The 25,532-nt window shown below is 71.9% G+C and carries 18 protein-coding genes; 10 read left to right on the top strand and 8 right to left on the bottom strand.

From position 1 onward, the window contains the following. Positions 1 to 371 precede the first annotated feature (371 nt). Both recX and recA read right to left on the bottom strand, forming a co-directional pair. Positions 372 to 2,324 carry a recombination regulator RecX gene (gene recX, locus AB0J76_RS28975; RefSeq protein ID WP_352323143.1) on the bottom strand — a complete coding sequence of 651 codons (1,953 nt, stop codon included), beginning with the start codon at positions 2,322 to 2,324 and terminating at the stop codon, positions 372 to 374. A gap of 440 nt (positions 2,325 to 2,764) precedes the next feature. Next, a complete protein-coding gene (gene recA, locus AB0J76_RS28970; protein ID WP_352323144.1) occupies positions 2,765 to 3,859 on the bottom strand; it encodes a recombinase RecA in 1,095 nt (364 codons plus the stop codon). Positions 3,860 to 4,649: 790 nt separating this feature from the next. Between recA and AB0J76_RS28965 the strand changes: the two genes are divergently transcribed. Continuing rightward, positions 4,650 to 4,916 carry a hypothetical protein gene (locus tag AB0J76_RS28965; protein ID WP_352323145.1) on the top strand — a complete coding sequence of 89 codons (267 nt, stop codon included), beginning with the start codon at positions 4,650 to 4,652 and terminating at the stop codon, positions 4,914 to 4,916. A gap of 43 nt (positions 4,917 to 4,959) precedes the next feature. Here the strand turns inward: AB0J76_RS28965 and AB0J76_RS28960 are convergent, their stop codons facing one another. Both AB0J76_RS28960 and AB0J76_RS28955 read right to left on the bottom strand, forming a co-directional pair. After that, on the bottom strand, positions 4,960 to 5,154 hold the full coding sequence (locus tag AB0J76_RS28960; protein ID WP_352323146.1) for a DUF3046 domain-containing protein: 195 nt from the start codon (positions 5,152 to 5,154) through the stop codon (positions 4,960 to 4,962). 263 nt (positions 5,155 to 5,417) lie between these two features. Beyond that, positions 5,418 to 5,906: a VOC family protein gene (locus AB0J76_RS28955; RefSeq protein ID WP_352323147.1), complete on the bottom strand. Its 489-nt coding sequence runs from the start codon at positions 5,904 to 5,906 to the stop codon at positions 5,418 to 5,420. A gap of 89 nt (positions 5,907 to 5,995) precedes the next feature. Between AB0J76_RS28955 and AB0J76_RS28950 the strand changes: the two genes are divergently transcribed. The 4 genes from AB0J76_RS28950 (at position 5,996) to AB0J76_RS28935 (ending at position 14,464) form a co-directional block, all read left to right on the top strand. Continuing rightward, positions 5,996 to 10,813, top strand: coding sequence for an ATP-dependent helicase (locus AB0J76_RS28950; protein WP_352323148.1), 4,818 nt, complete (start codon positions 5,996 to 5,998; stop codon positions 10,811 to 10,813). Between the two features lie 58 nt (positions 10,814 to 10,871). After that, entirely contained in the window at positions 10,872 to 11,651 is a 780-nt protein-coding gene (locus tag AB0J76_RS28945; RefSeq protein WP_352323149.1) for a GntR family transcriptional regulator, read from the top strand. A gap of 91 nt (positions 11,652 to 11,742) precedes the next feature. After that, positions 11,743 to 13,611, top strand: coding sequence for a gamma-glutamyltransferase (locus tag AB0J76_RS28940; protein WP_352323169.1), 1,869 nt, complete (start codon positions 11,743 to 11,745; stop codon positions 13,609 to 13,611). A gap of 112 nt (positions 13,612 to 13,723) precedes the next feature. Continuing rightward, the gene (locus AB0J76_RS28935) at positions 13,724 to 14,464 is read left to right on the top strand and encodes a sulfite exporter TauE/SafE family protein (RefSeq protein ID WP_352323150.1); all 741 of its coding nucleotides are present in this window, start codon (positions 13,724 to 13,726) and stop codon (positions 14,462 to 14,464) included. Between the two features lie 86 nt (positions 14,465 to 14,550). Here the strand turns inward: AB0J76_RS28935 and AB0J76_RS28930 are convergent, their stop codons facing one another. The 3 genes from AB0J76_RS28930 to AB0J76_RS28920 all read right to left on the bottom strand — a co-directional run bounded on the left by AB0J76_RS28930 (position 14,551) and on the right by AB0J76_RS28920 (position 17,528). Beyond that, entirely contained in the window at positions 14,551 to 15,636 is a 1,086-nt protein-coding gene (locus AB0J76_RS28930; RefSeq protein WP_352323151.1) for a glutamate--cysteine ligase, read from the bottom strand. Between the two features lie 74 nt (positions 15,637 to 15,710). Then, a complete protein-coding gene (locus AB0J76_RS28925) occupies positions 15,711 to 16,367 on the bottom strand; it encodes a M15 family metallopeptidase (protein WP_352323152.1) in 657 nt (218 codons plus the stop codon). 12 nt (positions 16,368 to 16,379) lie between these two features. Next, positions 16,380 to 17,528 (bottom strand): ROK family transcriptional regulator, encoded by a 1,149-nt coding sequence (locus tag AB0J76_RS28920; protein WP_352323153.1) that lies wholly within the window; start codon positions 17,526 to 17,528, stop codon positions 16,380 to 16,382. 137 nt (positions 17,529 to 17,665) lie between these two features. Here AB0J76_RS28920 and AB0J76_RS28915 point away from each other — a divergent pair, with 137 nt between their 5' ends. The 4 genes from AB0J76_RS28915 (at position 17,666) to AB0J76_RS28900 (ending at position 22,364) form a co-directional block, all read left to right on the top strand. Then, positions 17,666 to 18,985 (top strand): extracellular solute-binding protein, encoded by a 1,320-nt coding sequence (locus AB0J76_RS28915; RefSeq protein WP_352323154.1) that lies wholly within the window; start codon positions 17,666 to 17,668, stop codon positions 18,983 to 18,985. A 2-nt stretch (positions 18,986 to 18,987) separates the two neighbouring features. Continuing rightward, entirely contained in the window at positions 18,988 to 20,001 is a 1,014-nt protein-coding gene (locus tag AB0J76_RS28910; protein ID WP_352323155.1) for a sugar ABC transporter permease, read from the top strand. Next, on the top strand, positions 19,998 to 20,849 hold the full coding sequence (locus AB0J76_RS28905; RefSeq protein ID WP_352323156.1) for a carbohydrate ABC transporter permease: 852 nt from the start codon (positions 19,998 to 20,000) through the stop codon (positions 20,847 to 20,849). The genes AB0J76_RS28910 and AB0J76_RS28905 overlap by 4 nt, the downstream gene beginning before the upstream one ends. A 75-nt stretch (positions 20,850 to 20,924) precedes the next feature. Continuing rightward, a complete protein-coding gene (locus tag AB0J76_RS28900; RefSeq protein ID WP_352323157.1) occupies positions 20,925 to 22,364 on the top strand; it encodes a glycoside hydrolase family 3 protein in 1,440 nt (479 codons plus the stop codon). A gap of 24 nt (positions 22,365 to 22,388) precedes the next feature. Here the strand turns inward: AB0J76_RS28900 and AB0J76_RS28895 are convergent, their stop codons facing one another. Next, positions 22,389 to 23,570: an ROK family transcriptional regulator gene (locus AB0J76_RS28895; protein ID WP_352323170.1), complete on the bottom strand. Its 1,182-nt coding sequence runs from the start codon at positions 23,568 to 23,570 to the stop codon at positions 22,389 to 22,391. A gap of 89 nt (positions 23,571 to 23,659) precedes the next feature. Between AB0J76_RS28895 and AB0J76_RS28890 the strand changes: the two genes are divergently transcribed. Beyond that, a complete protein-coding gene (locus AB0J76_RS28890; RefSeq protein ID WP_352323158.1) occupies positions 23,660 to 25,531 on the top strand; it encodes an endonuclease/exonuclease/phosphatase family protein in 1,872 nt (623 codons plus the stop codon). Position 25,532: the final 1 nt, after the last annotated feature.

Genomic DNA, 25,532 nt, shown 5'->3' with positions numbered 1-25,532 from the left:
ATCCATGCAGCACCGCACGCCCTCCGCCTCTCTGCCCCCCGGAACACGAGACCTCTCTGCCCCCAGAACACGAGACGCTTCAGACCCATCAGCAGCCCCACAACCTGTCATCTGCTGAGCCCGAGCGCGAGAAGCTCCGAATCCGACGATCAACCCCACAGCCTTTCGGCCCCCCCAGCCCCTTCGGCCCCCGCAGCTCTTTCGGTCCCCTCAGCTCTTGATCGGGCAGCAGACCTCCAGTCCCTCCCTCGAGCCCCGAGCGGGAGAGGGGCCAGCGCCAGCCAGCAGGCCATAGCCCCTCCATCTCCCTGAGCCCGAAGCGTGAGAGGGCTTCGCACCTGGCGGCAGGCCAGCCGGAGGGTCCTGAGGGATTAGGAGAAGTCATCCTCCAGGTCGATGCCCTCCTGTTCGAGGGCCTCCCGGATCACCCGGTACGCCAGTCCCGACGAGTACCCCTTGCGCGCGAGCATGCCGGCCAGACGCCGCGTACGAGTCTGCGAGTCGAGGGATCGGGTGGAGGCGAGCTTACGGTCCACCAGCCGTCGGGCCGTCTCGGCCTCCTGGTCGGAGTCCAGGCGCTCCACGGCTTCCTTCACGGTCTCGGTGTCCACACCCCGATGGCGCAATTCGGCCGCGAGCGCACGCTTGGCGAGGCCCCGACCGTGGTGCCGAGAATCGACCCATGCCTCCGCGAACGCCTCGTCATTGATCAGCCCGAGCTCGACAAACCGATCAAGCACCTTTCCGGCAGCCTCATCCGGTACGTCCCGCTTGCGAAGGGCCTCGGCGAGCTGCGCCCGCGTCTTGGGAGCCATGGTGAGCAGCCGAAGACAGATGGCCCGCGCAACGGACTCCGGGTCTGCCGCAGGTGCCGCCGCAGCGGAACTTCCGACATCCGGCCCATCAGGCAGCAGCCCGCCATGCGATGGCCCGTCGGAGAGCGGGCCGTCGGATGGGGGGCCGTCAGACAGCGAGCCGTCGGACAGCGGGCCGCCACGACCGGTCGTGCCTCTCCCGAAGCGTCCGCTCCCCCTGCCGCTGCCCCGTCCAGTGCCCCGGCCGCCTGTCCGGCGCCCCTTGCCTGAACGCTTCTTCCCACCCGCGTCCTGCTCATCGCCGAACCAGCTGCTTCCGGCCAGCACCTCAGAATGCCACTCATCGGCGCCGCGCTTCTCCGCGAAGGAGGCCTCCCCCTCCGGCTTCCCGCCAACGCCGCCGGCCTCGTACGGATCTTCGCGTTCCCGCAGGCGCTCCTCAGCGACACCGCCGCCATCCTGACCACTCAGCCCAGCCGGCTGCGCCTCGGAACTCGCTGCGCTCTCCTGATCTGCCCGCCCGCTCGTACGCCACGGAGCAACATCAACAGCACCCTCGCCATCAGGGCCATTCAGCTCATCCGAAGGGATTCCGGAGAAGCCCTCGCCGTCCTGAGCCCTCCGCCTGCTTGTACGCCGCCCAGCGACCCTGGCAGCGCTCTCACCGTCATGATCGCTCAGCTCGTCCAGCGCGCTCCCGGCAAAACCGTCGTCGACCTGGGCCTTCCTCTTACGCCTTCCGGAACTGCCCTTACGGGTCGGTTCGGTGCGGGCGTCTTCGGCAGGCGAGCTCGCAGCGGTGTCCCGGTCGGCAGGAGCCTTACGCTCACCCGGCCAGACGAAGATCGGCGCGTCGGCACCCTCGTCGGAGCGCCCTCGGGACGCCCGTCCGCCGGCCCGTCCGCCGGTCCGGCCACTGCCCCGCCCACCAGCTCGGCCACGATTGTCCGGGCTTCCGTCGGGGGCAGCTTCGTCGTCCTGAGCGCTGGGGTCGGCCGAGTGGAGCCAGCCGGGAATGGGCCGTTCTGCCGGATCGCCAGGCTCAGCGCCCGGCCACGCCATGAACACCTCACTGCGCGGCCTGAGCCCGAAGCCCGCTTCACCGCTCAGCCCAACACCGGCCTCACTGCCCGGCGCAACGCCAGCTCCTTCGTTCAGCCCGACACCGGCGTCACCTTCCGGCGCAACGCCCGCCTTTCTGCGCGGCCTGACGTCAGCCTCACTGCTCGGGGCGACGGCCGGCCCTGTACCCAGCCCGACCTCAGCCTCATTGCTCAGGCTCCCGTCGGCTTCACGAGCCGAGCCCGCAGCCTTCTCGTCGGCTTCGGGGCGGGGGTCGCCCGGCCAGTGGAAGGTTGGCGCGGCCATCTCCCGGCCAGGGCCCCACGCCGGGGGCGCGACAACAGCCTGCCGGCCCGTGCCCCAGCCCGACGACACACCTTCGTCGTCCACCTGCGCATGGACGACCACGTCGTGCGTATCGTCGCGAACCACCACGTCACGGATCACCGCGTCGTCCAGCCCGTCGGGGGCAGCCGGGGCATCTGCGCTGGTGTGGACGGTCGAGGGGTGGTCGTCGTCGGGGGTGGGGGGCTCGGAGGCGGCGGCTCGGAGACGGGCGCGTTGTTCGTGCCATTCGTCTACCGACGGCCAGCCGTCGGCGGCTGACCGGGCGAGGTCGGCGCCACGTGAGCCCCTGCCCGAGGCCGGACGGCCGGTAGCCCGGGTCACCGGCTCGGGGGTGGTGGCCCCGGTCACCGGCTCGGCCGGGGTGGCCCAGGTCGGCGGCTCGGGGGTGGTGGACGTGGGCGTCGGGTCGGAGGGGGTGGCCCGGCGGCCGCGGGGTCCGCGCTTTCTGCGCTCCCCCGAGGCGGGGAGGTCGGGCCATGCGCCCCAGTCCTGGGAACGGGGCGCCTGCGACGGATCCCTGTCACTCATGCGCCGACCGATCAGACGTCACCCGGCTTGGGGGTGGACTTCGAGCCACGACCCGAGGGCGCGGCGGCGGGAGCCGGGACGGCGGCGGCGGGCTCGGCGGGCGTGTCGAGCTTCGGACCGACCCCGAGCTTGTCCTTGATCTTCTTCTCGATCTCGTTGGCCATGTCGGGGTGGTTCTTCAGGAAGTTGCGCGCGTTCTCCTTGCCCTGGCCCAGCTGGTCGCCCTCGTACGTGTACCAGGCGCCCGACTTGCGGACGAAGCCGTGCTCGACACCCATGTCGATGAGGCCGCCCTCGCGGGAGATGCCCACGCCGTAGAGGATGTCGAAGTCGGCGACGCGGAAGGGCGGGGCCATCTTGTTCTTGACGACCTTGACCCGGGTGCGGTTGCCGACCGCCTCCGTGCCGTCCTTCAGGGTCTCGATGCGGCGGATGTCCATGCGGACGGAGGCGTAGAACTTGAGCGCCTTACCACCGGTCGTGGTCTCGGGGCTGCCGAACATGACGCCGATCTTCTCGCGGAGCTGGTTGATGAAGATCGCGGTGGTGCCGGTGCTGTTGAGCGCGCCGGCGACCTTGCGCAGCGCCTGGGACATGAGGCGGGCCTGGAGGCCGACGTGGCTGTCGCCCATCTCACCCTCGATCTCGGCCTTGGGCACCAGGGCGGCCACCGAGTCGATGACGATGATGTCGACCGCGCCGGACCTGATCAGCATGTCGGCGATCTCGAGCGCCTGCTCACCGGTGTCGGGCTGGGAGACCAGCAGGGCGTCGGTGTCGACGCCCAGCTTCTTGGCGTATTCGGGGTCAAGGGCGTGTTCGGCGTCGATGAACGCCGCGATGCCGCCGGCCCGCTGGGCGTTGGCCACCGCGTGCAGGGCGACCGTGGTCTTGCCCGAGGACTCGGGGCCGTAGATCTCGACGATGCGCCCACGCGGGAGGCCGCCGATGCCGAGGGCCACGTCAAGGGAGATCGACCCGGTGGGGATCACCTCGATGGGGGCTCGGGCGTCGTCGCCCAGTCGCATGACGGAGCCCTTGCCGAACTGCCGCTCGATCTGAGCGAGCGCGGTCTCGAGGGCCTTCTCGCGGTCGTTGATAGCCATGGGAGCTCCCTCTGGAGGGTCGTGGTCCGATCAGTCGAGTGAAAGCTACGGCCTGCCACCGACATTTTCTGAGACGGTCGGGGAAGGCGTGGCCGGTTCGGCAGGTTCATCGTAGCCGAACGGCTGTTCGATCACATCACGAACACGCTGCTGAGATGCATGCGGTGTGTTCAGAGGAGGGCGAGGCCGATGCTCGGACGTCGCTCGCGTTCATGGTGGTTGCCGGCCGATTGGCCGTGGGGTCTGCCCGGGGGGCCGCGGCCGTGGGATCGGGCGCGGCGGGCGGATGTGATGGGGTGTGCCCCGATGGGCGGCTGCCTGGAGCCGGGGCCGACGAACGCCTGTCCCTCACGGACGAGCGGCATCTGACCCGACCGGGAAACGCGGATCCGGCCCCGTCCCGAACAACTCTGACCCGGCCGGGGAACGCGGATCCCGCCCCGTCCCGAACAGCTCTGACCCGGCCGGGGAACGCGGATCCCGCCCCGTCCCGAACAGCTCTGACCCGGCCGGGAAACGCGGATCCCGCCCGTACCGAATGACACGGACCTGGCTCGTACCGGAGAACACGGGCCTGAGCCGTCACGGAGGATGCGGATCGCCGCGTGGGGAGACGTCACGGACGTTCTCCCCGCCGGCGCGGAGAGCGCCGGCACCGGGGCCCGGGTGACAGGTGGGGCGTGGGGGGCGAGGGCGTTCGCGATCTCCCGCGCGTGTTGCCGCCGACGTGTTGTCATACGCCGTGAGCTGGGGAGACTCCCATGCAGGGGATTGGCTGGGAGGCGGCGAAGTGGCGAGTGGCTACACCGGGGAACGACGCACCCTTCTGGAGGCGCTCGCCGAGTTGCTGCCCCATCAGGGGCTGGTGAGCCGCATGGTCGGCGGCGACGATCCGGTGTTGTGGGTGTGGCATCCGCGCACGCGCCGCCAGACGATCATCTTCGCCACCCCCTCCAGCGGAGGCTGGACGTTGTTGTGGTCGCCGGGCGGCCAGGGCAGCGCGGACGACCTGGAAGCCACGGCGGACGCCCTCCGCCGGACGCTGAGCTCAACGTAGCCCGGGTGAAACGTCCCCGACCTGAGCTCAACGTGGCCAGGGTTCACCGTAGCCGGGGTGGGACGTCCTCGACCTGGCACACGGCCCGCCATACGGTCTTGGCGCTCTCGCCGTCGGCCAGCGCCTGGATGACGGTACGGCCGCCCAGCGGGGCGATCACGTAGTCGCGGGCCCACGACTCGGCATAGGTCTCGCCGAAATGGGCGTTCATCCGTCTCCAGAACTCGGTCAGGCGCATGGACCAAGTATGGAATCGCGTCAGGTGTGGGTAAGACATCCGCATGCCAAAGACCCCCAAGTCTTCACCCCCGAAGACCGCCAGGACCAAGGCCAACAGGGCGCGGCGCCGCCGGCTGTTACTCGCGATGCGGCAGACCGTCCAGAAGGAGAAGGGACAGCGATCGGAGCGGCACGCGGGAATCAGGCAGGAGCCGCGTGCGGGCAGGCCGCGTACGCGCAGGGCGTCACGGCGCTGAGCCGGGACGAACAGTCACAGAACAGTCATAGAACTCGCGCACCGTACATCTCACCGAGATGGTCGGCGAGCAGTTCCAGGCGGGCGCCGTCGGGGTCCTTGAAGTAGATGGAGGCGCCGCTCTCGATCTGGTGCGGCACGCCGGCCATCTCCAGCTTGCCGCGCAGCCGTTCCCAGGTGGCGGGGTCGACGGAGATCGCCACGTGGTGCAGCCCGCCGAGCACCTCCTGGTACGGGCCGAGGTCGAGCCCCGGGAAGTCGAAGAACGCGAGCAGGTTGCCGTTGCCGATGTCGAAGAAGAAGTGGCTCGAACCCTTGTAGTCGCGGTTCTCGATGATCTCCGTCAGCGGGAACTCCAGAAGTTCCTGGTAGAACTTGATGGTCCGCTCGACGTCGGACGACAGCAGGGCCACGTGGTGCAGGCCACGGGCGCTGCTCGACGGCCGGTGCGGTAAGGCGTACTTACTTCGCAATTCAGCGCGTCTGGTCTCGACGGCGGCATAGTCAATGGTCACGGTCGCTGTATGTCCGCCTTGACCCCCGCTCAACCACCCGGCGCCGCTCCAATGAGTTTTCTGTCGGTGGCGCGAGGCAGTATGTGCTGGTGAGCTCGCTAGACCACTTCACCCAGGTGACCAGGCAATGGTTCGCCGGCGCCTTCCAGGCGCCCACGGCGGCCCAGGAGGGCGCGTGGGAGTCGATCGCGCGCGGCGACAACACGCTGGTCGTCGCCCCCACGGGGTCCGGCAAGACGCTGGCGGCGTTCCTGTGGTCGCTCGACCGGCTCGCGGCGCGGGCGGCCGAGCAGCCCCCGGGTGAGGGCGCGGCGAAGGGGCACAAGCCGGGCACCCGCGTGCTCTACGTGTCGCCGCTCAAGGCGCTGGCCGTCGACGTCGAGCGCAACCTGCGCGCGCCGCTGGCCGGGCTCAGGCAGACGGCGCGCCGGCTCGGGCTGCCCGTGCCGGAGATCTCGGTGGCGATCCGCTCCGGCGACACCCCGGCCGAGGAGCGCAGGCGGTTCGCCGCCAAGCCGTCCGACATCCTGATCACCACCCCCGAGTCGCTGTTCCTGCTGCTCACCAGTCAGGCGCGCAACGCGCTGCGCGACGTCGAGACGGTGATCGTCGACGAGGTGCACGCGGTCGCGGCCACCAAGCGCGGCGCCCATCTGGCGCTCAGCCTGGAACGGCTCGACGCGCTGCTGGAGCGTCCGGCCCAGCGGGTGGGGCTGTCGGCGACCGTGCGGCCGGTGAGCGAGGTGGCGGCCTTCCTCGGCGGCACGCGTCCGGCGACGGTGGTGCAGCCGCCGTCCGACAAGCGCATCGAGATCGAGGTCGTCGTCCCGGTCGAGGACATGACGGAGATGGAGGGTGCGCCCGATCCCGAGCAGGTCGAGCCGTCGTCCAGCCGGTCGATCTGGCCCCATGTGGAAGACCGCCTGTTCGACCTGATCGAGTCCCACAGCTCGACGATCGTGTTCGCCAACTCCAGGCGGCTGGCCGAGCGGCTGTGCACCCGGCTCAACGAGCTGGCCTACGCGCGGCGGCAGGGGCCGGAGGCGGTCGACCTGTCGATCTGGGAGACACCGCCGCAGGACCAGGAGCCCCCGCCGTACGACCGGGAGCCGCCGTCCAGGCGCATGCCCGCCGAGACGATGGCGCAGGCGGGGGCGAGCAAGGGCGTGGTGAGCGAGATCGTCCGGGCCCACCACGGCTCGGTGTCGAAGGAGGAGCGGGCCCAGATCGAGGAGGCGCTCAAGTCGGGGCGGCTGCCCGCCGTGGTCGCCACCTCCAGCCTGGAGCTGGGCATCGACATGGGCGCGGTCGACCTGGTGGCGTGCGTGGAGGCGCCGCCGAGCGTGGCCAGCGGGTTGCAGCGCATCGGCCGGGCCGGTCACCAGGTGGGCGCGGTCTCCCGAGGGGTGATCTTCCCCAAGTACCGGGGCGACCTCGTCCAGACGGCCGTGGTGGCCGAGCGCATGCGCGCCGGGCAGATCGAGGAGTTGCGCTACCCGCGTAACCCGCTCGACGTGCTGGCCCAGCAGATCGTGGCCATGACCGCGCTCGACGAGTGGACCGTCGACGAGCTGGAGACCGTGGTCAAGCGGGCCGCCCCCTACGCCACCCTGCCGCGCAGCGCGCTGGAGGCGACCCTCGACATGCTGGCCGGCCGCTACCCGAGCGAGGAGTTCGCCGAGCTGCGGCCGCGCATCGTCTGGGATCGCGTCACCGGCGTCCTCCAGGGGCGGCCCGGCGCGCAGCGGCTGGCCGTGACCAACGGCGGCACGATCCCCGACCGCGGCCTGTTCGGCGTGTTCCTCGTGGGCGAGAAGGCGTCCCGGGTGGGCGAGCTCGACGAGGAGATGGTCTACGAGTCGCGGGTGGGCGACGTGTTCGTGCTGGGCGCGACGTCGTGGCGGATCGAGGACATCACGGCCGACCGGGTGCTGGTCTCGCCCGCTCCCGGCCAGCCGGGGAAGTTGCCGTTCTGGCACGGCGACACGGCCGGGCGTCCGGCTGAGCTGGGCCGGGCGATCGGGCAGTTCCTGCGGGAGCAGGCCAAGCAGGGTTCCACCGACCGCATCAGGGAGGCGGGCCTCGACGAGTTCGCCGCGGGCAACCTGCTGGCCTACCTCGACGAGCAGCGCGAGGCCACGGGATACGTGCCCGACGACCGTACTTTGCTGGTCGAGCGCTTCCACGACGAGCTGGGCGACTGGCGGGTGGTGATCCACTCCCCCTACGGCGCGCGGGTGCACGCGCCCTGGGCGCTGGCGATCAACCGGCGGCTGCGTGAGCGTTACGGCATCGACGTGCAGGCCGTGCACTCCGACGACGGCATCGTGCTGCGCATCCCCGACACGCTGGCCGAGCCGCCCACCGACGTGGCGGCGTTCGACGCCGAGGAGATCGAGCAGATCGTCACCGAGGAGCTGGGCGGGTCGGCGATGTTCGCCTCCCGGTTCAGGGAGTGCGCGGGGCGGGCGCTGCTGCTGCCGCGCCGCGTGCCGGGCCGGCGCAGCCCGCTGTGGCAGCAGCGCCAGCGGGCCGCCCATCTGCTGGGCGTGGCCTCCCAGTACGCCTCGTTCCCGATCGTGCTGGAGACGATGCGCGAATGCCTCCAGGACGTGTTCGACGTGCCGGGGCTGGTCCAGCTCATGCGCGACATCGCGGCGCGCCGGATCCGGGTGGTCGAGGTCGAGACGTCGCAGGCCTCGCCGTTCGCCGCGTCGCTGCTGTTCCACTACGTCGGCGCGTTCATGTACGAAGGCGACGCGCCGCTCGCCGAACGTCGCGCGCAGGCCCTGGCGCTGGACACCACGCTGCTGGCCGAGCTCCTCGGCCAGGCCGACCTGCGCGAGCTGCTCGACCCCGACGTGATCGTGAGCAGCGAACGCGAGCTGGCCCGGCTCGACCGGCCGCTGCGCGACGCCGAGGACCTGGCCGACCTGCTGCGTTCGCACGGGCCGCTGCTGACGCCCGACGTGAGCGTGCGCGGCGGTGACCCGTCCTGGCTGGAGGAGCTCGAACGCGCGCGACGGGCCATCCGCGTGCGCATCGCGGGCGAGGAGCAGTGGGCGGCCGTGGAGGACGCCGCCCGGCTGCGCGACGCGCTCGGCGTGCCGCTGCCCGTGGGGGTGCCGCACGTGTTCCTGGAGCCGGTGCCCGACCCGCTGGCCGACCTGGTGGCCCGGCACGCCCGCACCCGCGGGCCCTTCCACGCCGGCACCGCCGCCGCCAGGTTCGGGCTGGGCGCGGCCGTGGTGACCGACGCGCTGCGGCGGCTGGCCGCCTCGGGACGCGTCGTGAACGGGGAGTTCCGGCCGGGCGGCCGGGGCGAGGAGTGGTGCGACGCCGGGGTGCTGCGGATGTTGCGCCGCAGGTCGCTGGCCCGGCTGCGCAAGGAGGTCGAGCCGGTCGCGCACGAGACGCTGGCCCGCTTCCTGCCCGCCTGGCACGGCATCACCGGTTCTGGCGCGTCGTCCGACGGCTCGCGGGCCGGGGCGGCCCGGGCCATGGACGCGCTGGTGCGGTCCGTCGAGCAGCTTCAGGGGGCCGCGGTGCCGGCGTCCGCGCTGGAGACGCTGGTGCTGCCCTCGCGGGTGCCCGGCTACCATCCGGCGCTGCTCGACGAGCTGACCTCGTCGGGCGAGGTGATGTGGGTGGGGCAGGGGTCGTTGCCCGGCGGCGACGGATGGGTGTCGCTCTACTTCGCCGACACCGCGCCGCTGCTGCTGCCCGAGCCGGCCGAGATCACGATGACGCCGCTGCACGAGCGCGTGCTCGACCTGCTGGGCGGCGGGGGCGCGCTGTTCTTCCGGGGCATCTCCGACCAGCTCGGGGCCCAGGGCGGGGCGCTCGACGACGCGACGCTGGTCTCCGCGTTGTGGGATCTGGTGTGGTCGGGCCGGGTCTCCGGCGACACGCTCGCGCCGCTGCGGGCCACGCTGGGCACCGGGCGTCCCGCGCACCGGCCCGCCACGACGCGGCGGCGCCGGGCCGTGCTGCCGTCGCGGAGCGGGCCGCCGACCGTGGCCGGGCGGTGGTGGCTGCTGCCCGGCCCCGCCGACGACGCGACGCAGCGGGCGCACGCGCAGGCCGAGGTGCTGCTCGAACGGCACGGCGTGGTGACGCGCGGGGCGGTGACCTCCGAACGGCTGCCCGGCGGGTTCACGCCTGTCTACCAGGTGCTTCGCGCCTACGAGGAGAGCGGGCGGTGCCGCCGGGGGTACTTCGTCGAGGGGCTGGGGGGTGCCCAGTTCGCGCTGGCGGGCGCGGTCGACCGGATGCGCGCCATGGCGCCGAGCGTCGCACCGACCGGCGGCGGGCCGGGCGAGAGCTTCGGTTCGCCGCCCGAGATCCCCGCCTGGGAGACCGGCGGGCCCGGCGGCGGAGAGGCCGGCGAAGGGTTCGGTGGCGAGAGGTTCGGTGGCGAGAGGTTCGGTGGCGGGTTCGGCGGCGGTGAGGGTGGCCGGGGTTCGCGGCCCGGTGGCGGCGGGTTCGGCCAGGGTGGCGAGGCCGGGATGCTCGGTCGAGGCGGCCGGGGCGGGTCCGGGCGGCGGGCCGTGGTGCTGGCCGCCGCTGACCCGGCCAGCCCGTACGGTGCCGCGCTCCCCTGGCCGCAACGTCCCGGCGACGTCGGGCACAAGCCGGGCAGGAAGGCGGGCGCGCTGGTCGTGCTCGTGGACGGTCACCTCGTCCTCTACGTGGAGCGGGGCGGCAAGACGTTGTTGTCGTTCGCCGACGACGAGCGACTGCAACCGGCGGTCGACGCGCTGGCGCTGGCCGTACGCGACGGGGCGCTCGGGAAGCTGACGGTGGAGCGGGCCGACGGCGCGTCCATCGTGGAATCGCCGCTGGCGGCTGCCCTGGAGGCGGCCGGGTTCCATCCGACCCCCCGGGGGCTGCGCCTGCGTGCCTGACCGGTCGGTGGTCGCCGGGGATCGGCCGCCCATGGATCTGTATACGATGGGCGGCCATATGGCTGATGTGATGCGGGGCGCCGGGCGTACGACGCTGCTGGGCGAGGTCACCGAGGAACTGCGTCGTCGCATCCTGTCGGGTGAGCTGGCCCAGGGGGAACGGCTGGTCGAGGACCGGCTGGCGGCGCTGCTCGGCGTGTCGCGCAACCCCGTGCGCGAGTCCATCCGGGTGCTGGCGGCCGAGGGGTTCGTCGAGGTCGTCCCGCGGGTCGGCGCGACCGTCGCGCGGCTGACGGCCGAGGAGGGCGAGGAGCTCTTCGACGTGCGCATGGCGGTCGAGGGCCTGGCCGCCCGGCTGGCGGCACGCAAACGCAGCCCCGAGGCCGTCGCGCGGCTGCGCCGGGTGCTCGACGCGGCGAAGGAGGCCGTGGAGGCCGGGCGACCGGCGGAGGTGGCCGAGCTCAACACCGCCTTTCACCTGGCCGTGGGCGAGGCGGCGGGCAACTCCTACCTCAACCTGATGATGAAGCCCATGGTGCTGCGGGCGCAGTGGGTCTTCAGCCAGACCGCCGCCGTCCGGGGGCCGCACTCCTGGACGGAACACCTGAGCCTGTGCGAGGCCATCGCGGCGGGCGACGAGGACGAGGCCCAGGCAAGGGCGGTCGCGCACGTCGCCGCCGCCCGCCGGTCGTTCCTCGCGGCCGTGACCCGCACGGCGAACCACCCGGCCGACCCGGACCACCCGGCCGACCCGAACCACGCGAACCACGCGGACGACGCGGACGACGCGAACCACCCGGACGCACAGTCGGGAATCGGCACCCCGCGGCGCGGGTGAGGCCCAGGGATTGTATACAGTCTCCTGAACCGTCCCCCCGGAGGAGAGACCGTTGTTCACCACCAGGCCCGAGCTGACGGGCGACTTCGGCATGGTCGCCAGCACCCACTGGCTGGCCTCGGCGGCCGGGATGGGCGTGCTGGAGCGCGGCGGCAACGCCTTCGACGCGGCGGTGACGGCCGGGTTCGTGCTCCAGGTCGCCGAACCGCACCTGAACGGCCCCGGCGGCGAGGCGCCGATCCTGCTGTGGAGCGAGCAGGAGCAGAAGGTGTCGGCGGTGTGCGGCCAGGGCGTCGCCCCCGCCGCCGCGACCGTCGAGCGCTTCGCCGCGATGGGCCTGGACGTCGTCCCCGGCACGGGTCTGCTGGCAGCGACGGTGCCGGGCGCGTTCGGCGGCTGGATGCTGCTGCTGGAGCGCTGGGGCACCTGGTCGCTGGCCGAGGTTCTGGCTCCGGCGATCCACTACGCCGAGCGCGGCGTGCCGGTGCTCGACCGGATCGCCGCCACGATCGGGACGGTCGAGGAGCTGTTCCGGCACGACTGGCCCACGTCGGCGGCCACCTGGCTGCCGGACGGCCGGGTGCCCGCGCCCGGTTCGAGGCTGGCCAACCCGGTGCTCGCGGCGACCTATCGCAGGCTGGTCGCCGAGGCCGAGGCCGCGTCGGCCACCCGCGAAGGTCAGCTCGCCGCCGCCCGGCACGCCTGGTACGAGGGTTTCGTCGCCGAGGCCGTCGCCGGTTTCAGCACCGGCACCGCCTGGCGGGACAGCTCGGGCGAGGTCCACGGCGGCCTGCTCACCGGGGACGACCTGGCCCGCTGGTCCGCCACGGTCGAGGAGCCGGTGAGCTTCGACTACCGCGGGCACACCGTGTACAAGACGGGACCTTGGGGGCAGGGGCCGGTCTTCCTGCAGCAGCTCGCCCTGCTGTCCGGGTTCGACCTCGACGCCGCCGACTTCCTGGGCGCCGACTACGTGCACGTGGTGACCGAGGCGGCCAAGCTCGCCTTCGCCGACCGCGAAGCCTGGTACGGCGACGCGGACGTGCCCATGGCCGACCTGCTGAGCGCGGCGTACAACGATGAACGACGGCGGCTGATCGGGCCCGAGGCCAGCCTGGAGCTGCGGCCGGGCGCGCCCGGCGGCCGGGAGCCGCGGCTGCCGGTCCTCCCGCCCGGCACGACGGCCGGCTCCCCCGCCATTCCGGCGCCCGTTCGTCCGGGCATCGGCGAGCCGACGGTTCGTCCGGGCATCGGCGAGCCGACGGTTCGTCCGGGTATCGGCGAGCCGACGGTCGCCCGCCACGACGCACCGCCGACCGGCGGCCCGCGCACCCTGACCGGCGCCGGTGAGCAGACGGTGACGCCGGACGGCGCGGTGCGGGGCGACACCTGCCACATGGACGTCGTGGACCGGTTCGGCAACATGGTCTCGGCCACGCCCAGCGGCGGCTGGTTGCAGAGCTCCCCCACGATCCCCGAGCTGGGCTTCTGCCTGGGCACCAGGGCGCAGATGTTCTGGCTGCAGGAGGGGCTGCCCGCCTCGCTGCGGCCCGGCGCGCGGCCGCGCACCACGCTCTCGCCGTCGTTCGCCACCAGGGACGGCAGGCCGTGGCTGGCGTTCGGCACGCCGGGCGGTGACCAGCAGGACCAGTGGAGCGTCAACTTCTTCCTGGCCGTCGTGCACGGGCGGCTGAACCTCCAGGAGGCGATAGAGGCGCCCATGTTCCACTCCGCGCATTTCCCCAGCTCGTTCTTCCCGCGTGGCTCGCGTCCCGGGGTGCTGCACGTCGAGGAGCGGCTCGACCCGGGGGTGGTGGCCGAGCTGCGGCGGCGTGGGCACGCGGTCGAGGTCGAGGGGCCGTGGTCGCTCGGCAGGCTGAGCGCGGTGGCCCGCGACGGCGCCTTCCTGCGCGCCGCCGCCAACCCCCGCGGCGCCCAGGGCTACGCGGCGGGCCGATGACCAGCCACCACACGTCCCGCCCAAAGGCGCGGACCGCCAGCGACCACACGTCCCGCCCTAAGGCGCGGACCACCACCGACCGGGCGTCCTGGCCGGAGGTGGGGTGGTGACGGTGGGGGAGGTTGTCTTTCTGGTCGGGGCCGGGTTGCTGGCGGGGGCGGTCAATGCTCTGGCCGGGGGCGGCACGCTGATCTCCTTCCCGGCGCTGGTGGCGTTCGGCTACCCGGGCGTCACGGCGTCGGTGACCAACGCGGTGGCCCTGTGGCCCGGCTACCTGGGCGGCGTCGTCGGCTACCGCGCCGAGCTGCGCGGGCAGCGGCGCAGGGTGGCGGCGCTGTCGGCCGCCACGGTGGCGGGCGCCGTGGCGGGCTGTTCGCTGCTGCTGCTCACGCCTGGCCGGCTGTTCGACTCGCTGGTGCCGTGGCTGGTGACGTTCGCCAGCCTCGCGCTGCTGGCCCAGCCGTGGCTCAAGGACCGCTTCGGCGGCGCGGCCGGGCGGCCGCCGAGCAGGCTGGTGTACGCCGGGGTGTTCCTGGGCGGCTGCTACGGCGCCTACTTCAACGGCGGGATGGGCGTGCTGCTGCTGGCCGTGCTCGGCATGTTCCTGCACGACGACCTGCACCGGGTCAACGCCGTACGGGCCGCGTTGTCGCTGGTCGTCAGTACGGTGTCGGTGGTGGCGTTCGCGCTGTTCGGCCCGGTGGAGTGGCAGGCCGTGGCGGTGGTGGCGCCGGCCAGCCTGGCGGGTGGCTTCCTCGGCACCCGCGTGGCCCGGCTCATGCCGCCGAACGTGCTGCGCGGGGTCGTCGTGACCTTCGGCCTCGGCGTGGCGGCGGTGCTCGCGCTGCGTTGAAACTGCGTCGAAAACTGCGTGGTAGCTGGGTCGTACCTGGGTCGTAGCTGCGTCGTACGTGCGTCGTAGCGTGTTGAACGGGCGGTTCAGGCGACGGTGGCCTCGATCAGGTCATCGACCACGTCGTTCAGGTCGTTGCCCCGGGCGTGCACGCGCCGCTGGCGCACCGCCCCGGAGCCCTTGCTCAGCAGCCGTTCCAGGCCCTCTTCGATGAAGGTCAGGTCGCCGGCCTCGGCCAGCGCGGCGCTCACGTGGCCGAACAGGCGGCGGGCCATCACCGTGGCGGGCACGAGCGTCCCGTGCCGCACGTCGAGGCTGTCGCCGACCAGGCCGTCCCGGGCGGCCCGCCAGTAGGCGGCCCGCAGCACCTCCGACGGGATCGGCAGCCCGCGGTCGCCGCGCGCCACCTCCCGCAACGCGGTCACGACCAGGGCCCGGATCAGGCCGATGATCGTCAGGCTGTCGCTCACGTCGAGCGGCACGTCGGCCACCCTGATCTCGACCGTCGGCAGCCTCGGCGACGGACGGGTGTCCCAGAAGACCGTCTTGGGGTCCATCAGCGCGCCCGACTCCGACAGCGCGCGCAGCGCCAGCTCGTAGTCGCCGAACGTCGGGAAGTACGGCGGCGCCCCGGACACCGGCCACCGCCCCCAGCTGATCACCCGCCAGGACGCGTAGCCGGTGTCGCGGCCCACGAAGAACGGCGAGTTGGCGGCCAGCGCGATCAGCGTCGGCAGCCAGGGTCTGAGATGGTTGCCGACATAGACGGCGATCTCCTCGTCCGGTACGTCGACGTGCACGTGCAGCGCGCAGATGCTGATCTCGTCCTGCAACGCCCGGTAGAGCTCCTTGCCCTGCAGATAGCGGTGGTCGTCGGTGAGCGGCGGCGGCATGACGTTGCCGAGCACCGGGATGCCGCTGGCCACGACCGCCAGGCCGCAGGACCGGGCCGCCTCGGCCACCTCCTTCCGTGCTGCCCGGAGCTGGGAGCCCAGCTCACTGAGGTCGGCGGAGGGCGGCGTACGGGCCTCCACCTGGAAACGGGTGATCTCGTGGGCCACGTCGAGCATGTCCGTCGCGGCGGCCAGGACCTCGGCCGCCCGGGGGGACACGTGGCGGGTGCGGGGATCGACGACGAGGTATTCCTCTTCGATCCCGATCAACGGAACCATGCACACCTCGCTGGGGGAGTCCGAAGAGCCTCCGCCACAGGTTGTGCCCGTACCGCTGCCGGGGGAAAACCTGGCTAGAAGGGGGCAGGACCGTACAGGGCGGCGGGGGCGCCGGTGGACATGGCCCAGTAGCGGTCGCCGTACGACCAGTGCCACCACTCGGTCGGGTAATTGACCAGGCCGACGGGTTCCAGGGCGGCGGCCAGGATCTCGCGGTGGGCGCGGGCCTGCGCCGGGACGCCGGCGGCGGCCGTGTAACAGGCGCCGCCGCTCTCCTCGGGGGTGTCGTTGACCTGGGTGCCCATGTCGTACTCGGTGCCGTCGGGGGCGCACAGGGTCAGGTCGACGGCGGCGCCGGCGGTGTGGGGGGCGACCTCGACGGGAGACACATACCGACTTGCCGCAACATAGGACTCGTCAGGCGTCATGTCGGGGTAAGTGGTGAGGAGCTCCGCGCGGTACCCCTCGAAGATGCGCCGCTGCGTGGCGATGGGCCGGTATCCCTCGACGATCAGCAGGTGGAAGCCGTCGGGCAACGAGCTCTCGGCCCGCTCCAGCCGGTCGAGCAGCCCCGCGCGCAGGTGCGCGTACGCGCCGTCGGCGTCGGCCATCCGCGTGTCGACCCGCAGCCGCCCGCGTACGTCGGCCAGCGGCTCACCGCACTCCTGGACGGGGATCGCCGAGACGCGCGGGTCGGAGATGAGGACTACGTCGGTGTCGAGCTGCCACATGGGCAGAAATTCTCACACAGTGTCGGAGAAAACCTGCTCCCGGGCCTGTTCCAGGGCCGCGACCATGGCCCCGCGCAGCACCGCGTTGCCGGTCACCTTGGTGGTCACCACGGTCGGCTGGCTCGGGCACACGCGGGCCACGGCCTCCTCCACCTTGGCGGCCAGCCGCTCGCCGCCGGCCCGGCCGACGTCGCCGCTGAGCACGATCAGCCCGGGGTCGAGCACGACGGCCACGGCCGCCGCGCCCACGGCCAGGCGGCCCGCCACCTCGTCCAGGTAGTCCTCGTCGCCGTTGCGGACCAGGTCGGGCACGGTATAGCCGATCACGCCGTGCTCGCCGGCCAGGCCGCGCAGGGCGTCGTGGCCCACCAGGCGCTGGAAGGAGCCCGACTGCGGCTGCGAGACGTCGGACGGCAGCGGCTCGCCCGGCACCGGCAGCCAGCCGATCTCGCCCGCGCCGCCGGTGATGCCGCGGTGCAGCCGGCCGCCGAGCATGACGCCGAGGCCCTGGCCGACGCCGGCCCAGATGACCACGAAGTCGTCGTGGCCGACGGCAGCGCCGTAGCGGCTCTCGGCCAGGGCGACCAGGTTGACGTCGTTCTCTATCGTCACCGAGCCGCCGAGGGTCTGGCGCAGGCTGGCCAGCACGCCGACGTGCCAGTCGGGCAGGTCGTAGGACCAGCGCACGTCGCCGCTGCGGGGATCGACGACGCCTCGGGTGCCGATGACGAAGGAGCGGAGCTGGGAGAGCTCGACGCTGGCGGTGGCGCAGGCCCGCTGGACGGCCGAGTGCACCGCCTTGACCGGATCGCGGGCGTCGGACGGGTTGACCGTCACCTCGACAACGATTTTACCTGTGATGTCCGCCACACCGACGGTGAGGCTGTCGGGCAGCACCTCCAGCCCGGCGACGTACGCGCTCGACGGAACCACGGCGTACAGGGCGGCGTGCGGGCCCCGGCCGCCGGCGCGCTCGCCGGCGACCTCCACCAGCCCCCGCTCTTCGAGTCGAGCGAGCAGCTGACCTGCGGTTACCTTGGATAGCCCCGTTCGCTCCCCCAGTTCGGCACGGGTCAGCGGACCGTCCGCGAGAAGGAGTTCAAGTGCCGAGCGGTCGTTCAACCTGCGCAGCAGCCGGGGGATCCCCGGGCTTCGACTCATTACCGCACCCCTCTCGTCACGAATGGCTAACGAGCGTTTCTTTTAAGAAAGTTTCTTGTTAGTTTAACAGCGTCGTTCGGCATTTGACGATCAGCCTGGTGCGGACCGTAGGCCAGCACCCGGGAAGGGAGAACCCTGTGAGGATCGCGAAGATCACAGCCACTACGGTCACCACGGCCGCCCTGGCCCTGGGCCTGGCCGCCTGTGGGTCAAGCGAGGAGCCGAAGCCGTCGTCCAGCGCGGCCGCCCCCGCTTCCAGTGGCCCGAAGTTCGCGGGCAAGACGCTCAGCGTGTGGCGTCTGGGCGACAGCAACCCTGCCGCCGCCAAGTACATGGAAGAGCTCAACGCCGAGTTCAAGAAGCAGACCGGCGCCGAGGTCAAGCTTGAGTGGATCCCGTGGCCGCAGGTGGCCGACAAGTTCGCCGCCGCCGCGACCGGCACCGGCCCGGACGTGACCGAGATCGGCAACGACCAGGTCCCGATGTGGCAGAGCCAGGACGCGCTCACCCCCATCACCGACATCGCGCGTGAGGGCGACCGGGCCCAGATCCCCGAGAACCTCTACGGCTACGAGACGGTCGACGGCGAAATCTACGGCATCCCGTGGGGCGCCGGCGCCCGCGCGGTGCTCTACCGCAAGGACTGGTTCGCCGACCTGAAGATCGAGGTTCCCAAGACCTGGGACGAGCTCGTCGCCGCGGCCAAGAAGATCCAGAAGGAGAAGGGCGCCGGCGTCGACGGCTTCGCCTTCAACGGCGGCTCCGACGCCAACCACCTGCTGGCCGCGTTCGCCTGGTCCGAGGGCGGCGAGTTCGCCGTCAAGGAGGGCGACAAGTGGGTCGGCAAGCTGACCGACCCCGGCTTCCAGAAGGGCTTCGAGACCTACACCGGTCTGGTCACCGGCGGCCTGTCCAGCAAGGCGAACCTGACGCTGAACACCGTCGACATCCGCAAGCGCTTCGCCAACAACAAGGTGGCGATGTACCTCACCGCCGGCTGGGACCTGCCCGGCATCGAGGAGGACTCGAAGGGCAAGCTGAAGGGCGACAAGCTCGGCTTCTTCCCGCTGCCCGCCAAGACCGGCGGCCTGGCCCCGTCCTTCTTCGGCGGCAACGACATCGCGCTGTGGGGCGGCACCAAGGAGGCCGACCTCGGCAAGGAGTACATCAAGCTCGCCACCAGCAAGACCTGGGCCGACCGCTACGCCAAGGAAGGCGGCCTGCTGCCGGTCTACCCCGACACCCTGGCGGCGCTGAACGAGGACCCGGCGCAGGGCCCGTTCGCCCAGGCCTTCGCCAAGGCCAAGGCGTTCCCGGCCGACCCGAACTGGGCCGAGGCCGACGCCACCAAGGCCGTGCTGCAGAACGCGGCGCGCGCCGTCATCGAGGGCAAGAAGGACACCACCACGGCTCTCGCTGACGCCAACAAGGAACTCGAAGAGATCCTGAACCAGTAACGATGGCGAACACGACTACGGTCACCCGGGGCAGGGGCTCGTCCCCCGCCCCGGGGCGCCGCCGTAAGAAGGGCGGCGGGCCCGTCAAGGCCACCGGGATGCCCACGTGGAGCATCCCGTACGTGCTGCTCATCCCCGGTCTGCTGGTCATCGCGGGACTGCTGCTGTACCCGATGTTCCAGCTCGGCGTGATGGCCTTCCAGAAGGTCGGGCTCGCGCAGATCAGGGGCAGCAAGCCGGCCGAATGGGTGGGTCTGGACAACTTCAACAAGGTCCTCTCCAACGACATCTTCTGGTCGGCTCTGCGCAACACCGTGGTGTTCGCCTTCGTCGCCGTCAGCCTCACCCTGATCGTGGGAACCGCGGTCGGCGTGCTGCTGAACAAGCTCGGCAAGAAGATGTCCCTGTTCGTGGTCATCGGGTGCATGTTCGCCTGGGCCGTGCCGCCGGTCGCGCAGGGCGTCATCTGGCGCTCGCTCTTCGACGCCGAGTCCGGCATCGTGAACTGGCTGCTCAACCTGCTGCCCGACTGGCTGGCCGCGCCGCCCGCCGGCCAGCGGGACTGGTCGGGCACCCCCTGGCTCAACGACACCTTCCCGCTCTACGTCGCGCTGATCGTGTGCGTGGTGTGGGCCGGGTTCCCGTTCATCGCGGTCTCGGTGCTGGCGGGCCTCAAGGGCATCCCGTCCGAGCTGTACGAGGCGGCCAAGGTCGACGGCTCGGGGGCGTGGCGGACGTTCAGGAAGATCACCCTGCCGCTGCTCAAGCCGGTCTTCGCCGTCCTGACGATCCTGTCGATCATCTGGGATTTCAAGGTCTTCAGCCAGCTCTACGTGCTGATGAACGGCCCGACCAACCGCGACGGTTTCAACCTGTCGATGTACGCGGTCGCGGAGGCGTTCAAGCCCCCGCAGAAGCTGGGCACGGGCGCGGCGATCTCCATCGTGCTGACGATCATCCTGCTCATCATCACCGTCGCGTACGTCCGGCAGATCGTGAAGCAGGAGGAGATGTGAACGCGCTGGCCCGCAAGAAGCTCGGGAAGATCCTCCTGAACACGGCCGGTGTGCTGGTCTTCCTCTACGCGGTCTTCCCCGTCTACTGGATGGTCTCCACCGGCTTCAAGGAGAACGACCAGATCTTCACGACGGAGTTCATCCCGTTCCCGACGCACTTCACCTTCGACCACTTCGCGCGGGTGCTGACCGAGGGCGTGGCGAACAACTCCATCTGGCTCTACATGCGCAACAGCGCGATCGTGGCGCTCGGCACCGTGCTCATCGGCTCGGTCTTCGCGCTGCTGTCGGCCACGGCCATCGCCCGCTTCCGCTTCAAGGGGCGCGGCACGTTCCTGGTCATCCTGCTGATCGTGCAGATGTTGCCGGCCGAGGGCCTGCTCATCCCGCTGTACATGATGGTCAAGCGGGTCGGCCTCGGTGACCAGCTCCTCGGACTGATCATCACCCAGGTCGCGCTGACGCTGCCGTTCGGCATCTGGATGTTGCGCACGTTCGTGGCCGCGGTGCCGCGGACGCTGGAGGAGGCGGCCTGGATCGACGGCGCCAGCCGCCTGACGACGTTCTGGAAGGTGCTGTTCCCGCTGGTCGCGCCGGGGTTGGTGGCCACGAGCATCTTCTCGTTCATCACCGCCTGGAACGATCTGGTGTTCGCCCTCTACCTGATGTCGGGGTCCGAGGGCTACACGATGCCGGTCGCCCTGCAGTACTTCTTCGGCCAGAAGGGCGTCGACTGGGGCGCGATCATGGCCGGTTCCACCCTGATGACCCTTCCGGTGGTCGTCTTCTTCCTGCTGGTACAACGCCGCATGGTCGCCGGTCTCACCGCCGGCGCCGTGAAGGGGTAACAGGCACTGATCCTCGTACGGCTCGGCTGGTCCGGGCCGTACCCGGTCGTGCCTTCATTCAAGTGATGAGGAGCCATGAGTCAGAGTGATCGGGGGCTGCGTCGCCTCGCGGCCGGCACGCTGCTCGTCGCCTTCCAGGGCACCACGGCGCCCGACTGGGTGCTGCGTGAGCTGGACAACGGCCTGGGCGGCGTGACGCTCTTCGGGTTCAACGTCGCCGGTCCCGACCAGGTCAGGTCGCTCACCACGACGTTGCGCGCCTCGGCCGAGCCCGTCATCTCGCTCGACGAGGAGGGCGGGGACGTCACCCGGCTGGCCTACCACGTCGGCAGCCCGTACCCGGGGAACGCGGCGCTGGGGGCGGTCGACGACGTGGACCTGACCTGCCGGGTCTACGCGGCGATCGGGTCGGAGCTGGCCGCGTGCGGCATCAACCTGGACCTCGCGCCGAGCGCGGACGTCAACACCGAGGCCGACAACCCGGTGATCGGGACCAGGTCCTTCGGCGCCGACCCGGCGCTGGTGGCCAGGCACACGGTGGCGGCGGTCAACGGCCTGCAGTCGGTGAACGTGGCCGCCTGCGTCAAGCACTTCCCCGGCCACGGCGCCACCCGGGTGGACTCCCACCTGGCCGTGCCCGTCGTGGACGTCGGCCTGGACGTGCTGCGCGCCCGCGAGCTCGCGCCGTTCCAGGCGGCCATCGAGGCCGGCGCCAGGACCGTGATGACCGCCCACGTGGCCGTTCCGGTGGTGACCGGGGACACTCCGGCCACCCTGTCACCCGCCGCTCTGACCGGGCTCCTCAGGGGCGAGCTCGGCTACGACGGCGTGGTGATCACGGACGCGCTGGACATGCACGCGATCACCAAGAGCGTCGGCCTGGCCAACGGCGCCGTGCTCACGCTCGCGGCCGGGGCGGACCTGATCTGCCTCGGCCCGATCCCCGGCGAGGACGACGTCCAGCGGGTCATCGGGGAGATCGTGGCCGCGGTGACCGAGGGCCGGCTGCCGGCCGCCAGGCTGGAGGAGGCGGCCGAGCGTGTGGGGGCGCTGCGCGCCTGGTTCGGCACGCCCGAGGTGATCGCGACCGCGCAGAACGGGGTCGGCCTGCACGCCGCCCGCCGCGCCGTGCAGCTGACCGGCGAGACGGAACCCCTGGTGGAACCCCTGGTGATCGAGGTGGACACCCCGCCCACGATCGCCGTGGGGAACGTGCCATGGGGTGTGGGCCCGTGGCTGCCGGACGCCGAGATCGTCCGCGTCGAGCCCGCGGCCGCCGACGTCCCCGCCCTGCTGGCCAAGGCCGTGAACCGGTCGCTGGTCATCGTGGTGAAGGACGCCCACCGCTACCAGGCGAGCCAGGAACTGGTCTCCGCTCTGGTGGCGGCCCGCCAGGACGCGACGGTGATCGAGATGGGCCTGCCCGTCTGGCGGCCCGACAGCGCCGCCTACATCGCCACGTACGGGGCGGCCAGGGCCAACGCCCAGGCCGCCGTGGAACTGATCACCGCCTGAGCAGGGCGGTCACGGCCCGCCGGATCAGGGCGCGAGGAGCTCCTCGCGCGCCTGGTCCAGGGCGGCCAGCACCGCGCCGCGCAGCACCGGGTTGGCGTGGGCGACCGCCGTGGTGACCACCTGCGGCCGCACCGGGCAGATCCGCGCCACGGCCTCCTCCACCCTGGAGGTCAGCGCGGATCCCCCGGCGTGGCCCACCTCCCCGGCCAGCACGACCAGCCCCGGGTCGAGGATCACGCACACCGCCGCCACGCCCAGCGCCAGCCGGTGGGCGATCTCGTCGAGCATCGGCTCACCGCGGGACCCGGCCGCCACCGCGACCTCGACGCACTCGCCGGCGCTCTCGGCCTCGAAACCGTAGCCGCGGGCCAGCTCGGCCACCGCCTCGGCGCTCACCAGCGACTGCAGGCCGCCCGCCAGCGACGGCAGCCGGCCCGGCTTGGTGCGGATGTCCTCCGGCAGCGGCACGCCGGGCACCGGCAGGTAGCCGATCTCCCCCGCGCTGCCCGAACGCCCCCGGTGGAGCTTGCCGCCCAGCATGACGGCCATGCCGAGGCCCCGGCTCGCCCACACCAGCACGAAGTCGTCGACGCCCTTGGCCGCGCCGTCGGCGTACTCGGCGATGGCGGCCAGGTTCACGTCGTTCTCGATCGTCACCTCGCGCCGCAGGTCGCCGGCGAGCGCCTCGTGGATGCCCTCGTGCCAGCCCGGCAGGTCGAAGGAGAAACGCACGTCGCCGCTGCGCGGATCGACCACGCCCGGGGTGCCGATCACCACGCCGCGCAGTTTGGCCAGGCTGACCTTGGCGCTGCGGCACGCCTTGACGATCGCGCCGTGCACGGCGGCCACCGGGTCGTCGTGGCCGCCGGGATCGACGGTGACCTCGGCGATGGTGCGGCCGTGGATGTCGGCGACGGCGGTGGAGATGAGCTCGGGCCCGACCTCCAGACCGGCCACGTAGGCGCTGGAGGGGATGACCGAGTAGAGCGCCGCGTTCGGCCCCCTGCCGCCCGCCTGCGCGCCCACCACCTCGACCAGGCCGCGCTCCTCCAGCCGCGCGAGCGTCTGGGAGGCGGTGACCTTGGACAGACCGGTCAGGTCGCCGATCTGCCCCCTCGTCATGGGGCCGGTGGCCAGCAACAGCTCCAGTGCGGCCCGATCGTTGATCTCCCGGAGAAGTCTGGGCACACCAGGACGACGCTCCACGCTGATTCCCACCGTCAATTCGAAAAGGTTGTTGGAAGTTTAGCGCCCCAGCTCTTGCATATCATCGGAGCCGAACACGAGGATGCCTCATGACAATCCCCCGCGGCCCGGCGATCATGCTCGCGCTCGGCCTCGTGCTGCTGCTGGACGTGTTGAGAGTCTTCCTCCCGTCGTTGATCACCCTGTTCGGTCGCGCGGGCGAGACGCCGCCGGAGCTGATGGGCCTCTACGCCGCCGCCTGGTTCATCCTGCCTTTCCTGGCGCTGTTAGCCAAGCCGCGCCACGCTCTGCTCGGCGGCGCCGCGGCGCTGGTCCTCACCAGGATCCTGTTGCAGGCGGGCGTGGGCCAGCTCCCCGTCGCCTCCGCCGGCGTCACCGCGGGCCTGGTCTTCCTGTACGGCTGCGCCCACGCCGTCCCGCGCCGGGCGGTGCCCGTCGGCGTCATGGGCGGCCTGAGCCTGTCGCTGATCGTCCACCTGCTGCTGGACGGCGTGGACCTGGTCTGGCGCGACGGCCTGCTCCCGTGGCTCGCGGTGCTCTCGCTCTGCGCCGCCTTCCTGAGCCTCCTGCGCCCGCCGGCCGCCGAGGTGGACCGCGCGCCCGCGCTGACGTGGTTCCTGCTCGGCCCGGCGATGTTGCTGACCGGCGTGGCCGCCACGGGCTGGGCCAAGCCGGAACAGAGCCCGGCCGATCTGTGGCAGGTGCTGGCGGGCACCGGCCTGCTCGCCGTCGTCCTGGTCATGGCCGTGGTGGTGGCCGCCCACCCGCCGCTGTCGCCGGTCTTCGACGTCATCCTCGGGGTCCTGCTGGTGGCCTTCACGGTGCTGCTCGCCCTGTCGGCGCCCTACGCCGCCGTGCTGGTGATCAGCTGGCTCGGCTCCCTGCTCGCCGGAACCGCGCGGCCCGACTATCCCGCCGGGCGACGTCCTGGCGTGGCCGTGCTCGGCGGCGGGCTGGTCTTCTTCGTCGGGCTGTTCGTCTACTACGCGGCCTACGACATGAACCTCGGCTTCCCCAACGGCCTGGTCCTCGTGGCGGCGGCGGTGCTGGTGGCCGTGCTCAGCGTGATCACGGCCCTGGTCCGGCACTCGCCGCCGCCGGCCGCGCCGGTCCGCATCGGCTGGCTGCCGATGGCGGTCGCCGTGCTGCTGGTGGGGCTCGTCACGCTCGGGGCGCCGTCCGCGCCGCCCGTACGGGCCAAGCAGGGCGACACCTTCACCCTGATCGCCTACAACATCCGCATGGGCTACGGCCTGGACGGCCGCCTGTCGCTCGACAGGATCGCGGCCTGGGCCGCCGCCCAGAAGCCCGACGTCGTGCTGCTCAGCGAGGTGGACCGCGGCTGGCTGCTCAACGGCGGCCACGACGACCTGGCCAGGATCGCCCGCGGCCTCGGCATGCGCTACCACTTCGCGCCCGCCGCCGACCAGGTGTGGGGCGACGCGCTGCTCACCAACCTCCCGGTCAGGCAGGTGCACTCCCACCCCCTGGGCGCCCACGACTACCCGACGGGGGCGCAGGCCCAGACGGTCGTCCTGGACGTCGGCGGCAGGGAGGTGGGCATCGTCAACACCCACCTCCAGGCCCCCGACGGCCAGGCCCCGGAGGTTGCCGCGATCGTCCGCTCCCTGGCCGCCGGCCGGGACGCCGAGGAGGCCGGGCACCGCGGCGCCGGAGCCGGGGAGCAGGTGAGGCGGCCCGTGATCCTGGCGGGCGACCTCAACACCCGGCCCGCCGATCCGGCCATGGCGGTGCTGAAGGCGGCCGGGCTGAGCGACCCGCTGACCGCGTTCGGGGACCCGCCGACCTCGCCCGCCGACGCCCCCAAGGAGCGCATCGACCACGTGCTGCTCACCAAGGGATTGACGGCGATTTCCGGTCAGGCGCCGAGGTTGCCGTATTCGGATCACCTGCCCGTTCTGACGACCTTGCGCCTAACCAGTGTTGACCAGGAGGGATAAT

Origin of the sequence: Nonomuraea sp. NPDC049624, from assembly GCF_040675255.1 — a bacterium.
Lineage (GTDB): Bacteria > Actinomycetota > Actinomycetes > Streptosporangiales > Streptosporangiaceae > Nonomuraea.
The sequence above is the reverse complement of the archived record's forward strand: the minus strand, read 5'-3'. Positions and strand labels throughout refer to the sequence as shown.